At 38.3% G+C, this 16,063-nt stretch carries 15 protein-coding genes; all 15 read left to right on the top strand.

Annotated features, from left to right (window positions below):
* The first annotated feature begins 161 nt into the window (after nt 1–161).
* The 15 genes from ACHB7C_RS17255 (at nt 162) to sctE (ending at nt 16,051) form a co-directional block, all read left to right on the top strand.
* On the top strand, nt 162–941 hold the full coding sequence (locus ACHB7C_RS17255; RefSeq protein WP_198861060.1) for an AraC family transcriptional regulator: 780 nt from the start codon (nt 162–164) through the stop codon (nt 939–941).
* Nucleotides 931–2,628 carry a type III secretion system outer membrane ring subunit SctC gene (sctC, locus tag ACHB7C_RS17260; RefSeq protein ID WP_042843340.1) on the top strand — a complete coding sequence of 566 codons (1,698 nt, stop codon included), beginning with the start codon at nt 931–933 and terminating at the stop codon, nt 2,626–2,628. The genes ACHB7C_RS17255 and sctC overlap by 11 nt, the downstream gene beginning before the upstream one ends.
* A complete protein-coding gene (gene sctW, locus ACHB7C_RS17265; RefSeq protein ID WP_048605520.1) occupies nt 2,619–3,710 on the top strand; it encodes a type III secretion system gatekeeper subunit SctW in 1,092 nt (363 codons plus the stop codon). Before sctC ends, sctW begins: the two co-directional genes overlap by 10 nt.
* A 21-nt stretch (nt 3,711–3,731) precedes the next feature.
* Nucleotides 3,732–5,798, top strand: a complete 2,067-nt coding sequence (locus ACHB7C_RS17270; protein ID WP_129466908.1) for an EscV/YscV/HrcV family type III secretion system export apparatus protein — start codon at nt 3,732–3,734, stop codon at nt 5,796–5,798.
* A 55-nt stretch (nt 5,799–5,853) separates the two neighbouring features.
* Nucleotides 5,854–6,261: a type III secretion system protein gene (locus tag ACHB7C_RS17275; RefSeq protein WP_048605518.1), complete on the top strand. Its 408-nt coding sequence runs from the start codon at nt 5,854–5,856 to the stop codon at nt 6,259–6,261.
* Nucleotides 6,262–6,277: 16 nt separating this feature from the next.
* Nucleotides 6,278–7,570 carry a type III secretion system ATPase SctN gene (gene sctN, locus ACHB7C_RS17280; protein ID WP_042843346.1) on the top strand — a complete coding sequence of 431 codons (1,293 nt, stop codon included), beginning with the start codon at nt 6,278–6,280 and terminating at the stop codon, nt 7,568–7,570.
* Nucleotides 7,567–8,010, top strand: coding sequence for a hypothetical protein (locus ACHB7C_RS17285; protein WP_042843347.1), 444 nt, complete (start codon nt 7,567–7,569; stop codon nt 8,008–8,010). The genes sctN and ACHB7C_RS17285 overlap by 4 nt, the downstream gene beginning before the upstream one ends.
* On the top strand, nt 7,997–9,385 hold the full coding sequence (locus ACHB7C_RS17290; protein WP_129466910.1) for a hypothetical protein: 1,389 nt from the start codon (nt 7,997–7,999) through the stop codon (nt 9,383–9,385). The genes ACHB7C_RS17285 and ACHB7C_RS17290 overlap by 14 nt, the downstream gene beginning before the upstream one ends.
* 2 nt (nt 9,386–9,387) lie before the next feature.
* Entirely contained in the window at nt 9,388–10,314 is a 927-nt protein-coding gene (locus ACHB7C_RS17295) for a FliM/FliN family flagellar motor switch protein (protein ID WP_042843349.1), read from the top strand.
* 1 nt (nt 10,315) lies between these two features.
* Nucleotides 10,316–10,981 (top strand): EscR/YscR/HrcR family type III secretion system export apparatus protein, encoded by a 666-nt coding sequence (locus ACHB7C_RS17300; RefSeq protein WP_042843350.1) that lies wholly within the window; start codon nt 10,316–10,318, stop codon nt 10,979–10,981.
* Between the two features lie 14 nt (nt 10,982–10,995).
* Nucleotides 10,996–11,265: a type III secretion system export apparatus subunit SctS gene (gene sctS / locus ACHB7C_RS17305; protein WP_210831752.1), complete on the top strand. Its 270-nt coding sequence runs from the start codon at nt 10,996–10,998 to the stop codon at nt 11,263–11,265.
* Nucleotides 11,265–12,059: a type III secretion system export apparatus subunit SctT gene (gene sctT / locus ACHB7C_RS17310; RefSeq protein WP_071547587.1), complete on the top strand. Its 795-nt coding sequence runs from the start codon at nt 11,265–11,267 to the stop codon at nt 12,057–12,059. The genes sctS and sctT overlap by 1 nt, the downstream gene beginning before the upstream one ends.
* Before the next feature lie 33 nt (nt 12,060–12,092).
* Entirely contained in the window at nt 12,093–13,175 is a 1,083-nt protein-coding gene (locus tag ACHB7C_RS17315) for an EscU/YscU/HrcU family type III secretion system export apparatus switch protein (protein WP_131680907.1), read from the top strand.
* Between the two features lie 133 nt (nt 13,176–13,308).
* Complete coding sequence (sicA, locus tag ACHB7C_RS17320) at nt 13,309–13,827, top strand: type III secretion system translocator chaperone SicA (protein WP_042843355.1); 519 nt, start codon at nt 13,309–13,311, stop codon at nt 13,825–13,827.
* Between the two features lie 10 nt (nt 13,828–13,837).
* Entirely contained in the window at nt 13,838–16,051 is a 2,214-nt protein-coding gene (gene sctE, locus ACHB7C_RS17325) for a type III secretion system translocon subunit SctE (RefSeq protein ID WP_395348036.1), read from the top strand.
* The last annotated feature ends 12 nt before the right edge of the window (nt 16,052–16,063 follow it).

Below are 16,063 nucleotides of genomic sequence, written 5' to 3' on the forward strand. Positions count from 1 at the left end.
TAAACAGTGAAAATATTATTCAGTCAGCTGAATAGATCTTATTCATTTACACTAAGGGGTGAGGAGGCAAAGTATGAAGTATTCTGCTTTATTCCTTTGTGTTTTGTGCGAGCATCCCGCACCCTGATTCTAAATATTAATCAATAGAAAGGGCTTATATAATGCTAAAGAAAGACATTGCTGCATTATTGAAACATGGGGATCTCTGTTTTTCTTTGCAGGATAAACTGATTTTGGCAGTTCCCTCTGAGGGAGCAGCGACTTTTTGTTATAAATCTCCATATTCAAACTTAAATATTCAATTTGAAAAAAACGCTATATTTATCGCCAATGATGCAGTGTTGAGTACTAATAACAACCCAAACTGGGATATTTACTCAATAGAGTTATCAGAGTTAGTTGAAATTCTTGCTGTTATTGATACTGCAACAAAGCAATCTTTCCTTTCTAAGAAAGCGAAATGTGGTTCTAGTAATGAAATAGTACAAGAATATATTCCATTGGATGAAGAGTTTTTTACAACCATATCAGTTAAAAATGTTGTCATCGATTTAGTCATTAGAGAGCAACCTGAATTTGAGTTTTGGTGCAATATATTGCGTAAATATGAAGCCTACGGAATGATGCGATTTATTCTTTCTGCAGCGCAGAGTGATAAAAGTGCCAATATTAATCAGCTTTGTGCTCGTTATGGAGTTTCAGCCTCTTATTTTAGACAGCTTTATCGAGAAAACTTTAATAAAACAGCGAAGCGAAAGATTATGAGTGTTCGCATGGCAAACGCTATTTTGCAATTAATTGAAAGTGAAAGCTCAATTTTGGATGTGGGATTAGAAGCGGGTTACTGCTCTGCCTCACACTTCACCAATGATCTTAAAAAAGAGTTGGGACTTACCCCTTCAGAAATAAGACATCTTGGAGACAATTTATATGAGCAGTAACAAAAGAGGAGTGGTATTACTGGCACTCCTTTTATTATCGATGAGTGGTTATTCAGCTCAGTCTGAAATTTTTGTTGCACAACCTGTAGCTCAAGAAAAAAACCATGACACATTTGTTGCAAATAATATTGCTGTTGGCAAAGTTTTTGAGGCGGTCGCTGAGCAATTAAACAAGCCTATTATTTTAAGTAAATTAGCGGCACAGAAAAAAGTAACGGGCAATTTTAATCTAGCCAATGCGGATGAGATGTTTAAAGCATTAACTCGCCGTATTGCATTAGTGTGGTATGACGATGGTGCCAGTATTTATGTTTACGATAATAGTGAAATGCGCAGTACGATTATACCGACTCATGGTGTTAGTAGTGGGCAGGTTCTCAATTATATTCAACGTAATGGCATTTATGATGAACGCTTTCCTGTTCGTTCTCAAGGAGGTGATAGCTTATTGTTTGTTTCGGGGCCGCCTTTATATGTTGAGCTAATTAAGGCTGCGGCACTGTATTTAGATAAGCAGATTCAACAAGAAGAACAAGTGGGCAGTGAGGTTGTGGTTATCTCTTTAAAACATGCCTCAGTTACTGACCGAAGCTATACATCGCGCGGCCAAAGTACAACGGTACCTGGCATGTTAACGGTCATTTCGGCTTTATTTAAAGATAACGGAAACACCGTTGAAGAAACGATTAATGTTCAGCCAGCCAAATTGAACTCAGTAGAAGATTCAATTGATGAATTATTAGATGCTCCTATTGGTGAAAGTGTTCCATCACAGAAACAAGTGATAGTGAAAAGCTCGTCAGGGAGAAATGTACTCTCGCTGGTGGCGCACTCTGATAGCAATAGTTTGATTGTCAAAGGTAGCCAAGAACAAATTAACTATGTTAGGCAACTGGTTAGGACCTTAGATACTCGTCGTCGACAAGTCGAATTATCTTTGTGGATTATTGACATAACACGATCAGAGTTAGACAACTTGGGGGTGAATTGGGAAGTTGGCACCTTTAAAGCGGGTCGAGGGGCTGTCGCATTTAACCGTAGCACACTATCAAATAGCCAAGATTTTTTATTACAGATTGATGCATTAAGTAAAAAGGGAAATGGGCATATTGTGTCACGTCCTGTTTTACTGACTCAAGAAAACATTCCTGCTTTATTCGATAACAACACCAGTTTTTACGCTAAGTTACAAGGTGAGCGCATTGCGACATTAGAGCAAGTGACTTACGGAACCATGATCAGTGTGATGCCTCGTATTTCTGCGGGTCATCAGGTCGAAATGGAAGTTAACATTGAAGACGGTGCACAAAGTCATGGAAGTGATGGTAAAGCTTCAAGTGTTGAGGGGTTGCCATCGATTAACCGCACGACTATTAATACTGTTGCTCGTATCGCGAAAGACAGCAGTTTACTTATCGGTGGTTATACGCGTGAACAATATATTGAAAATGAAAGCAAAATTCCTGGACTAGGCGATATTCCTTTTGTTGGCGGCTTATTTAGTAGCTCGTCAGTTAATCAGCAAAAAATGGTAAGGTTGTTTTTGATCCAACCGCGTTTATTAGATGAAAACGAAGCTTGGGATGGGCGTCAGTTTTCAGAAAAAACGCGTATTACACAGCACAATAGTCAGTTGCATGGCACGGTACAATTTCTCCAACAGTATATGAGCGAGTCATGGCAATAACGCCACTGAACTATAGCAACCGTTTTTCGGTTGGTACGCAAGATAAAAGCAGGGCGTCAGCGAAGAGTAATACTGACGACAGTGACGAGGTAACCCGAGGGTTAGGGGTCATTGACAGCAGCAGCGAATATGCCTCAATGGCCATGTTAGCGGCAAGCCATATTCGCAGAGGAAGTTCTCGTAAAGACCCTGAAGAAGAATGGATGCGCTTTGCTGAGCGTATTTTAGATAGCAATGCAGATGGAAAAATTACCCAAATTGAGGCTCTGCTAAATAAGCAGTTAATGAATCCTCGGCAATTACGCACTTTATTATTGCAATTTTTTCCAGATCCTAGTGATTTATTAATGGCGCTTGCTTCATTAATTCATCGCAAAAAGTTTAAAAATGAGCAAATAGCATATCTCGAAACACTTTATGAGCAATTATTGAATGAAGAAAATGCGCGTAGTGCACAAGCTGGCGCTAACGTGGCATTACTTGCCAAGGCATTTGCTCAAAAATTGAAACAAAGCGCAGGGAACTTGCGTAGTGTTTACCGTGAATTCATTGGTTATGACGGCCCTGTCGTATATTTATATGAACAATGGGTTGAAGTCATGGAACTCCAAGAGCGGGAAAATATGATGCGTTATTTGGCTCGAGCCTTAGCGTGTGATCTACAAGCATTGCCGCTTGGTGATGTGAATATCAGTGAATTTGGTAATTTTTTTATTCGAGTTGGTCGTTTACGTGAACTGCAATCTCTTGATTGCATCTTTAGCCAGAAAATTTTTCAAGCGGATTTTTTTCGTTATCAAATAGATAACCAAAAATTGGTGTTAGAGAAATCCCTCAGCCAAATATTTATTAGCGGTATTCGTGGGCTAGCTGATTTTGAAGAGCAAATTGTCATATTTGTGAATAAAGAATTACGGTTCATGCACACAGAGACGCGAGCAAGGTTTTTGCAATTAGTATTTTTGGCCTTTTCTACTATTCCGATTTCGGTATTTCCTATATTGGAATCAAGGGATGAAATATTGGAACATTTAAAAAAACAAATGAATGACATTGTGGCACAAGAAATTATCAAAAAATAAAAATAGGAAATAAATAACTCTATGAAAAGCATAACTGGATTTTTATTACAAATCCGCCAACGGCCAGAGTTAATGGTATTGGTTATTATGGTGATGGTAATTGCGATGTTAATTATTCCATTACCTACAATATTGGTCGATTTATTAATTGGCTTAAATATTATGATTTCAGTCCTCATTTTTATGAGCTCTTTCTATATTACACGGGTACTGAATTTTCAATCATTTCCATCCATATTATTAATAAGTACATTATTTAGATTGGCGCTATCAATTAGTACTAGTCGTTTGATTCTATTAGAGGCGGATGCTGGGGATATTATTGCCACGTTTGGTGAGTTTGTTATTCAAGATAACTTAGTCGTTGGGATGGTGGTTTTTGCCATTGTGACTATCGTACAATTTATCGTTATTACCAAAGGTTCTGAACGTATTGCTGAAGTTGCCGCTCGCTTTTCTTTGGATGCGATGCCTGGTAAACAAATGAGTATTGATGCAGATTTACGTGCAGGTGTTATCGATGAGGCAACCGTTAAAGAGAAACGAGGCGATTTAGAAAAAGAAAGCCAGTTATTTGGTTCATTCGATGGTGCAATGAAGTTTATTAAAGGGGATGCTATCGCCGGTATTGTTATCATTTTTGTAAACTTAATTGGTGGTATCTCTGTTGGTACAGCCCAGCAAGGTATGGATGTATCAACGGCCTTAAATACTTTTTCATTATTAACGATAGGTGATGGTTTAGTTGCACAAATTCCAGCGCTGCTGATCTCTATTAGTGCGGGCTTTATTGTCACTCGTGTAGGGGGCAATGATAAAAACTTAGGGGAAAACATTGTCTCTGAGCTATTTGCCAACAATTTTACTATTTTAATTACTGGTTTAATTGTATTTTTCATGGGCTTTTTGCCGGGCTTCCCGACGAGTATATTTTTACTTCTTTCTGCTCTTCTTTTTGGGTTGTTTGGTGTTCGTCATTACAAAAACCGTAAGAAGAAAACTCATGAGACCCAACAAGAAAGTCAGTGTGTTAATCCTGAAGTGACCGAAGGGGAAACTCAGCGTGCAAATCAAGAATTTGAGGAAGAATATATTCCTGAAACACTACCCATTATTATTTCTGTTAATCAGGATTATAAAACGCATTTAGAAGAACATCGTTTTCTAACGCGAATGAAAAAAGATGTGTTTATTCGTTATGGGTATCGTATTCCTGATATTGCGATTAATTACTCTCCTATTGTACCCGAAAATAAAATTGTGGTTTTAATTAATGAAGTTAAAGCGGGTGAATACGATATTTATTTTCATGGTCATCGCCTATTAACACAAACGGATGAGTTGGAGCATCTTGGAATCGAATTAACCAAGTACACTGATGAATATGGTGTTACGAGCCATTGGGTTGCGAACCAAGAGAAACAAAGCATTGAACAACTAGGGTTATATAGCCGTGATGATATTACGGAAATGATTGATTGTGTTAGTACCTTGATGCTGCGTCATATTAATGAATTTTTTGGTATCCAAGAAACTAAAAACCTACTTGACGACCTTGAGAGAAAATACCCTGAACTACTGAAAGAGTGTTATCGCCATGTAACAGTACAGAAGGTTACAGAGGTTTTCCAGCGTTTATTGATGGAAAAAATATCAGTACGGAACATGAAGCTCATTATTGAAAATTTGGTGCAATGGGTACCTAAAGAAAAAGATAGTTTGATGTTAGTTGAGCATATTCGCAGTGGTATGGCGCGTTATATCTCTTCGCGTTTTGCCGTCGAGGGGCGTTTAAATGTATTAATGGTCAATTCAGTGACTGAAGACACGATCCGCCAAGGAATTCGCCAATCATCTGGAGGGGTGTATTTACACCTTGAACCAGAAACCAGTAATGCGTTGATTCAAGCAGCTGAGCTAGCGTTAGAAAATAGCTACTTGTCTGTTAGAGATATCAGCATGTTAGTGCCAGTTGATATTCGCCGTTTTGTTAAAAAAATCCTAGAGGCTCGATTCCCTGAATTGGAAGTGCTCTCTTTCAATGAAGTTTCTGAGACCGTAAAAGTTAACGTTATTAATACAATATAACCAATAGCAATTACCGATAGTAAAACATTATCAAATAAACATAAGGAATAAAAATATGAAATACCGTTTTGTAGAAGTACTAAATGAATATTTAGGTGAAATGGGACGTGATGATTTAATTAATACCCAATTAGATTGCCACTCGAATATTCAATTAGAAATGAATGATTCACCGGCAATTAATATTGACCTAACATCGGACGATATTATTATTTGGTGTGCTTTATCAGAGTGTAATTATAGCCGTTTAGATTCGGTGAGCGGTTTATTATTGAAATCTATGATGGAGTATCCGCCTAATAATTTCCAAGTTGGTCAGCCTGCTTTAAATTTGGTTGATGACACGCTTATTTTATCTGCAGTTTTAAAAAATTCAGCTTTGAATGAAATGTCATTATTTTCAAATAGTTTTGAAGAGTTTTTTGAGCGCGCAAATGTATTGCGTGATCAACTTTCAGCCTAAATTATCAAGATAAAAAATGAAACTCTTTGATATCTGCGCGCATCCTGCGCGCATTCATGGATGCCTAATTGAAGCACCCCTACAAGGGGTGTTTATTGGTGAAATTTGTTTTATCGAACGGTCTATTTCGCATCCAGAGATTATTGCGAAAGCCCAAGTTGTGGGCTTTAAAGAAGGTTTAACGGTATTAAGTTTAATTGGGCGTATTCAAGGTTTAACGCGTGAGGTGGTTATTCGCCCAAGTGGCTACCCATTTGTTTTTTCTGTGAATGAATCGTTGGCAGGGAAAATTTTTAATGCGGCGGGTGAGCAAGTTGGACAATTAACTGAGAATGCTGATGAAGTTTCTTATCTTGATAACCGTTTGCAACGGATTGATAGTCCACCGGCTAACGTTACACAACGGCGTCCAATTGATGAGCCTTTAATGACAGGTGTCCGTGCAATAGATGGGCTATTGACCTGTGGTTTAGGGCAGAGAATTGGTATTTTCGCTGCGGCGGGAAGTGGAAAAACGTCATTGATGAATATGATCATTAACCATGCTAGTGCGGATATTCATGTGGTGGCTTTAATTGGGGAACGAGGTCGAGAAGTTATTGAGTTTATAGAGGAATTGAAGCATTCCCCTCATGCTGCACAAACTATTTTAGTGTATGCCACATCGGATAGCCCGCCAATAGAGCGTTGCAATGCCGCATTATTAGCGACGACTATTGCGGAGTATTACCGTGATTTAGGGCGTAACGTGTTGCTATATGTTGATTCCATGACGCGCTACGCAAGGGCGTTACGAGATGTTGCATTGGCAACGGGGGAATTACCGGCAAGGCGTGGATACCCTGCCTCTGTATTTGAGCAATTACCCATGTTACTCGAACGTCCCGGGCGTTTGAAACAAGGTGCCATCACGGCTTTTTATACGGTTTTGCTTGAGAGTGAAGATGAGGCTGATCCTATTGGTGACGAAATTCGCTCAATCCTCGATGGACATATTTATCTTAGTCATAAACTTGCTGGCCGGGGTCATTATCCCGCCATTGATATTTTGCAAAGTATCAGCCGTGTTTTCCCCAAAGTCACTTCACCAGAGCATAGAAAAGCCGCGGGCGAAGTACGTGAAATGCTTGGGAAACTTGAGCAACTTCAGTTGTATTTAGATTTAGGTGAATACCGTGAAGGGGAAAATGTGGATAACGATAGGGCACTAGCAAAGCAAACGGATATTGAAATGTTTTTAAAACAAGGGATGGAACAGCCTGAAAGTTCTGAAGATATATTGACGCAACTCAATCGATTAGTGTCATGAGTGTTAAAAACTTATTACTTCTCACTGAGCGCCGCTTAGATAAAACACGGCAAGAACAAGGAAAAATAAACTTAGCTATCTATGAATTACAGCAAAATATTTCCGAAGTTCAGGAGCGGGTCAGAATTTTAGCGGCACAAGTTATTTTATATGAAAAGTCTCAAGAACTAAAACCGATTGCATTTTGGGAACGCCAACGCCTCAAAGCTGCGGTTTTGGCAAATATTGCGCAATTTGAATATCAAATCGACAGCATGTCGGTACAAATAGAAAAATACCAACAATTAGCAGAACAAATAAAAGCACAGGCACTTTTGTTACACAACAAGTGTGAAAAATTCCAAAAATATCTCAAACAGCAACGTACTAAACAATGTTTAAAATCAGAGCGTCAGCAGCAACATGAAATAGAGGAGCTATTTGTTCATGTCAGCAATTAAATCACTTTCGAGTGAAAAAGTAATCAATAATACCACTGAGCTAGTTGGAGCAATCGTAAAACCAACACATGGCTATAACCAACAAGGTAAAGAAAACGCAAATGCTCTTTCTTTTCAGCGACTCGCTAAGAAAGTCGCAAATGTTTTTGCACAAAAGACATTACTTAAACCAAAAACACAATCCGATTTTGCGAGTAATACCCTATGTTTAGGGGGGCAATATACTGCTTCTATGGGGATTGCGGAGCCGGTCGTTTCTATGCCTTTACGCTATTTACCCCAAAATACAGACCACATGATGTTGGAAACTGAACCGCAGAATGTATTACAAGTGGAAGCGCTGATTGTAGAACATTTTACTCCCCAATTAGAGATAGATGGCACATGGTTACTTAACGGTGAGTCTAACCCGTTGTTATTAGAGGGGAATGAGGAAGATAGCACATTGATTCTAGGCGATGTTCAAGACGATTTAGAAGATTATACGCTGTTAGATGATGATATTCCGTTAATCAATATGAGTGGTATGCCAATTCTTCATACACACAATTCTGATGCAGTGTTAAAGCCGAATAGCTTATTGCGTTCATCCGGCGCAATGGAAGGTGAGGCTACTGAACAACCGGTGTTAAATTTATTCAACAATGAAAATGATGTGAAAGCTTCAGTTGCGAATAAAGGTCAACAGCATGTTTTTTCTACCCTGTTGTCCCCCGAAAAGCCATTTATCTCAGAGGTGATTACCGCTGAAAAAATGATGGGGTCACCAGAGTCAATACAGACAAGTAGTGAGGGGCAAAGCAGTAATGAGCATGGGGTAGCGGCCTTAGAAACAATGCTAGAAGGTCACCAACCGAGTGTTGATGAGCATGCAGGAATATCCACAGAGCGTTTTATGCAAATTCTGACGAAAAGTGAGAAAAACCAGTCCGTTTTGCAAGAGAACACAAATAATGATGGCGCTAATATAGCTCGAAATAGCCCGATGCCTGTTGAAGTTGCGATGGTGCCACAGGCTCAGGTTGCCGTGGGGACCCCAGCTAGCGAGCTGTCCTCGACCGCGCAAAAGGTGGAACAATGGATTGAGCATAGTAATGCAATTAAGAATGCTCAAGTGAATGAGAGTTCACCGCGAACCTTAACTTATACCTTTCAGCAATGGAAGAATGCACCGTCGGTAACGTTTGAATTAGCGACAAAAACAGATGTTATTGCGTCTACCTATAGCCGCGAGGTACAGCATGTGTTGCAGGACAATAAACATTTATTAAGTAGTGAAAAAAATATTTATTTCCGCCAAGAACAAGAACGCGGTCAGCATGACCAACAGCAAAAACAGCGTCAGCAGGAACAGCATCAGCAAGAAGAAGATTAAATATGTTGAAAATTCGGCGAGTCAGTCAGCGAGAAAGGCAGTTAAAAACTTGGCAGCAACAATACCAAGTCGAGGTGGTTACCCACGGTACACATTCACAGCAGCGTTATTTCAATGTGTGTTTACAGAAGGAAATGCAACAGGTGAATGTGTTGACGCATGTTGAGGATTGGTGCCGGTATCGCTGGCCTGACTTGGCGCATTATGCATGGAGTTCATTAAGTAGCCAAATGCTCTGTGACATTTTTGCTTTCGAAAATAAGGACAAATGCTTTTTTGATAGCCAGTTTAATTACCAATCGGTTGAAGTTATTGATGGTAACGCGATTAACCAGTTTAGTTTGTCTGTGAAAGAAAAGCATCTTGGAAAGGCTTTTCTTTGTGCTCCAATTGACGGTTTGGCAGTACGTGAGCAAGCAAATGGTGGTTTGGAAAACCTCTCACTCCTCGCTGATTGGGTGTTAGGGGGCAGTTATATTAGCCTCTCATTACTGCGTTCATTAGCACTGGGAGACGCACTTTATATTCAGCAACTACAGTTGCACATGTTGGTCGCTGGGCGTGTATTTGCTCGGTTCCAAAAACAAGAAGAAGGCTTATTTATGATTGAAGAAATATTATTACAAGAAGACGGTACAGATACTCAACCGACAGAAGAATATCAAGATGAAATTGAACGCCCATTTAATTTAGCGGATATGAATGTCAAACTTACATTTGTATTAGGTCATAGTGATATTGCGGTTACTGAGCTTAATAATATCCAACCAGGTTCTATTTTTTCTATTGGGGAAAATAAAGAACGCGAAGTTAAAGTCTATGCAAATAAGCAACTCGTTGCTGAAGGTGAGCTTATTTACTTAGGTGATGATAGTGAATTAGGTTTGGAAATCACTCGCATAATTAGCCTAGGTGACTCAAGGGTTTAATATGCCAACGGTACCACAAGAAATCCCTTTATTAGCATTAGTTGCATTTTCAACATTATTACCCTTTATTATTGCCGCAGGAACGTGCTATTTAAAAATATCGATTGTATTAATTATGGTTCGTAATGCAATGGGTGTACAGCAAGTTCCTTCGACCATGGTATTGAATGCAATTGCTCTATTATTATCTCTATTTGTGATGATGCCAGTATTGCAGGACGTGAATAACTATATGCGCCAAGAAAGCGTCGATTTTAGTAATGTTGAATCGATTGATAACTTTGTTGATGACGGGCTAGGACGCTATAAAACGTATTTGCAAAAGTATTCTGACCCACAATTAGTGACTTTTTTCGAATCCCTTCAACAGGGGCGTACTGAAGACGAAATTAGTAAAGAAGAAGCCGAACCAACATTATTTTCATTATTACCTGCTTATGCGTTAAGTGAAATTAAATCTGCATTTGAAATTGGCTTCTATGTGTACTTACCATTTGTTGTTATCGACTTAGTTATTTCCAGCATTCTATTAGCATTGGGAATGATGATGATGAGCCCTGTAACTATTTCAGTTCCTGTGAAATTAATTTTGTTTGTTGCTATTGACGGATGGACGTTAATTTCCAAAGGGTTGGTAATGCAATATTTTGAACTTGCACAGCATTGACGTGGGATATTGATATGGATGAAATTGTATATATCAGCAATAAAGCAATGTTATTAATTGTTGTTTTATCAGCAATCCCTGTCATTGTTGCGACGGTTGTCGGGTTATTAGTAGGGTTAATACAAACCGTGACCCAACTGCAAGAACAAACGCTACCTTTTGGCGTTAAGCTATTAGCTGTATTTGGTTCGTTATTTATGATCTCCGGGTGGTTAGCCGATAAGGTAATAAATTATACAATAGAGGCAATTACCATTGCGATTCCTGCGGTAGGGTTATTCTAATGAGCCAAGAGTTAGTTTCGCTGGCATCATATTTGTTTTTTTTGTTTCAGCAGGAACTCATAAAACTAGCATTAGCATGGTTACGAATAGCGCCCGTGATGTTCTTTTTGCCTTTTTTTAGCAATAAGCTATTAAATGGAGGGGTCATCAAAAACTGTGTAGTTATGTATATTGCATTGGGGTTATGGCCATTTTTTGCAGGGGCAAATATTCAATGGGATCAAACAAATTTAGCTGAAATTTTTTTATATGAAATCGTAGTCGGTTTAATATTGGCTTTCATCTTAGGTTTACCTTTTATGATCGCAAGTGTGATTGGTGAGCTAATTGACACTCAGCGTGGTGAAACCATTAGCAGTATTGTTGACCCTGCAAGTGGGACGGAAGCGTCTGAACTTGCTGTTTTCTTGAGTTACATTGTTTGTATGGTATTTTTAGCGCAAGGAGGGATGTATCAACTTTCTGTAATTTTTGCACAAAGTTATCATTTGCTGCCATTGGGGCAAGGGTTTTCCTCTTTTAATAGTCTGCCTCTGGGGGAATGGTTGAATAACATGGTATTAAAAGGTGTTATTTTAGCTGCGCCGATTATTGTAACTTTATTTATTACAGAGGTTGCACTAGGTTTATACTCCCGCTTTTGTCCTCAATTAAATGCGTTTTCATTATCATTGGCAATAAAATCAATAATTGCATTTATTGTATTCTTACTTTATTTTCAAAATGAAGTGCCAGATATATTAGTAAATATGATTTCATTGTCACCATTACAAAGTGTTTTTCTTGCTGATTAATTTTAATTAGGCTAAGAACTATGGTGAAAAATTATGGCAGAGAAAACAGAGAAGCCTACTGACAAAAAAATTAAAGACTCCGCTAAAAAAGGGCAAAGTTATAAAAGTAAAGATTCAGTAGCAGCAATTGTATTAGTCGTAAGTGCTTTTGTATTCGATGGAATGACAAGTTTAGAAGACTTGGCATTTTTAATGAGGAAAATACTACAATCACCCTCGAATATTAATATCGATACTTTACTCTGGGAGTTTTTTGTTATTTTTATTGGTGTTTTATTACCTATTTTACTAGCATGTTTTTTAGCGGGAACAATAATTTCATTATTACAAAGCCGTTTTAGGCTCGCAACAGAAGCAATAAAGCTTGATTTTACTAAATTAAATCCTATCGCGGGCTTAAAAAAAATATTTTCTTTGAACTCACTAAAAGAACTGATCAAAGCATTTTTATATTTAATTGTATTTATTGTATCTGCAGTGGTCTTTTTTTATCTTTGGCGGCACGATATTTTTATGCTTTATCGTACTGTCATCGATGGGATGATCCATCAATGGGCAAGTTTATCGACTACATTTATTGTGGTATTTTTGTCTGTTGCACTGTTGATTATTTTAGTGGATATGATCACTGAGTTTTTCTTATTTATTAAAAACTTAAAGATGGAAAAACAAGAGGTTAAAAAAGAGTATAAAGATAACGAAGGGGACCCTCATATTAAAAGTGCACGTAGAGGGTTGCATCAAGAGTTGTTATCAGAAGAAGTTAAATCTAATGTCCGTAATTCGACATTTGTTATGGCCAACCCCACTCATATTGCAATGTTAATTTATTATGATTCAGATATTGCTCCATTACCTTTTTTACTGTCAAAAAGTCGAGGCATGCAAGCTAAAGCTATTATTAAATATGCTGAGCAACAAGGTGTCCCAGTTGTTAGGGATATTCCTTTAGCAAGGAACATTTGGCGGTTATATAAGAAAGACAGTTTTATAGATGAAAATGGGTTAGAGGAAATCATGCAAATTATATCTTGGTTAATTAGGGTCGAATTAGTGCAAATGGGAATAGATGTGGATGAAGCTTTGAATGAATTAATGAGGAAGGAAAGACATTGATTTATAATTTTCTCGAATGAAATTAAATAATTCATAGAATAAATCGTTTTTTTAAAGCCAAAAAAAATCTGATTAATTATGATGCAAAAGTAAAAATGCATCATATATTCAATATTAATGCAAAGGTAAATAAATGAATAATACCCAATATGAAGAATCACAAAATATTGATATGGACGAATTGCTCGGAAATATCACAACAGCACTAATGGATGGTGCGACTTATAAAGATATCCATGGTATCCCACAAAGTACAATGGACGGTATCTATTCCTATGCTTACGAATTTTATCAGCAAGGAAAATTAAAAGAGGCTGAAACTTTTTTCCGCTTTTTAAGTATTTATGATTTTTATAATACAGATTATGTCATGGGGCTTGCTGCAGTTTATCAATTAACGAAACGTTATGACAAGGCCACTGAATTGTATGCTTTAGCGTTTGTTCTTGCCAAAGACGACTACAGGCCGTTATTCCATGCGGGGCAGTGTAATTTAATGATGAAGAAAAGTAGTGCGGCACTGCATTGCTTTGAAAGTGTATTGGAAAGCAGTACTGATGTTGATTTACAAAACAAATCACAGGCTTATTTAACGGCATTAAAGAAAAATCTTGCAACAGTAGAGCCCAAGGACCCAAGCTCTAATACTTAAGGATATAAAAATGGTTGATATTTCAAATAGTGGAAATAGCGAACGAATAAAAAATATTCACACTTTTCTGAAGGGTGAGAACCCGTTAGCTTTGACGGAAGATATCACGAAATCAGTTCTAGTCTTAGAAGAAGCCTGCGGGGCATTAGCTTCAACAGAACAAATGAAACGTTCTCGTGCTGAAAATTCGCCACAATTAAATGCACCAAAAATGCGGGCGATGGCTAAAACAGCAAACCCGCAAGGGGCAAATTCGCCTCAGCAAGAAAAAAGCTTTAATGCAAAGTCGTTACTGATAGAAACTTTTTCAACAATACGCCAATTGTTGCACGAAGGGAATATTAGTGAGTTGAGTAACAAAATAAAGCTACTGAATGTAGAGTCTGAATCAATCAGAGAACAAGGTAATATCCTTTTAGATACTTTTAAGAAAAACACCGATGCATTGAGTAGCTTGCATGACCAATTTGAGGAGCAGCAAAAAGAAGATAAAACACTGCGAGCGGAGTTAAATAGCTTAAACAGACAATCTGATTCTTTACAAGAACAGTTCGAACAGGCTGGCCTTAAGCTACAAACTGCACAGGAACAATTAGCTGAAATCAATGAGTTAATTACCATACCTCCAGCCAACTCCACCGATGCAGAAGATATTGAAGCATTGAATAAATTGTCACAGGCAAAGCAATCTTTAACTCAGACAATTGAAGGGTTAACCAGCCAAAGCAATAAATTATTAGCAGATAAGCAACAGTTAAACCAATCAATAGCCACGCTAAATCACCAAATCAACCTATTAAATATTCAAGTACTGGCAACAGCTGAGTCGGTAACAAAACAGGCGGAAATTGCACAGGAAGATAGCCATAAGCTAAACCAGTTCTTTGAAAATGCACCACGCAGACCTGACATTGATGGTGATAAATGGGAGAACACGTTAGCACTTTTAACCATGCTAACGGCCCAGCTTAAAAAAGCGATGAACGAAGACTCTATTCGTAGCATGAAAGAGCAAGAAGAGGTCATGATGAAAATCAATGAAGCCTCTCGGAAAGACTCAGAGAAAAAAGCCAAAGAGGCCGCGGAAGCTGAACGTAAAGCGGCAGAATCAAATAAAGCCGCTTCTTGTGCGAGTAAAATTTTCAGTTATGTCTTATTGGCTGTTTCAGTGATTGCTACGGTGGCAACTTTTGGTGCTGCTGCACCGTTGACGCTTGCTATTGCCGCCATTGGGATTGCGATGTCAGTTGCAGATATTGTTCTGGAGGAAACGGGACATGGCAGCTTAATGCAAATGCTGGCAACTGAAATTTCTTCTGTAGTAACCGATATGCTGATTGAGTTTGGTGTTGATAAAGATAAAGCGCAGCAGATCGGCAGCATTGTTGGAATGATTGTTGCCGCGGTAGCGTTCTTAGCTGTCTCATTAATTTCAATGGGGTCGATGATAAAAAACATTGTTAACACAGTGAAAAGTGCCGCTAAATTATTAATGAAAAACGTGGGGACATTGCTAAAAAATACCATTAAAGCAATGCCTAAAAACCTAACGAATGCATTAGGGAATATTGCAAATAATACTGCCAAAGTAAGTGATTCAGTTGCTGATAGCGCAGACAGTATGGTGAAACTATCTAAGTTGGCTAAGTTATCGGATAAGTTTGATGAGGCAAAACATGTCACCAAAGCGATTAGCCAAGTGGTGGCTAAAGCTGAGAAATCCTCAGACTTAGTCTCCATTGGTGGGCAAATGGTAAAAGTGAGTGATTCTGTTGCGGATGGTGCAGGTAGCGTTGCGAAATTAAGCAAACTCACTAAGTTAGCTGACAAAGTTGATGATGTGAAAGATACGGTAAAAACTGTTGAAAAAACAATAGATAAAGCCCAAAAAATCGAGAAAGTGAAGAATCAAAGTGTGGCGATGGCAAAAGTGGAAGTCGTAGCAAAAGGCTCGGGTGCTGCGCTAACCGTAGCCAGTGCAGCAACAACAGGAGGACTCAATTTACATGCAGCATCTATGGGGGAAAAAATGAAGGAGATGCTTGCAGGGATGATGCTAAACAATGCGGCGATAGAAGCCATTACTGAGTTGCTAAATCAGTTAATTAAAGCCATGTCAAAGAATTATGAACAGTTTGATGAAATGTTCACAACCATGCTTAACGGTCTTCAGCAATCTAGCCAAAACAAAGTCGATATGATGAAAACAGCGCGTTATGCGTAAATTAAGGAGTAA

The organism is Providencia sp. 2024EL-00732 (assembly GCF_044006275.1).
Lineage (GTDB): Bacteria > Pseudomonadota > Gammaproteobacteria > Enterobacterales > Enterobacteriaceae > Providencia > Providencia huashanensis.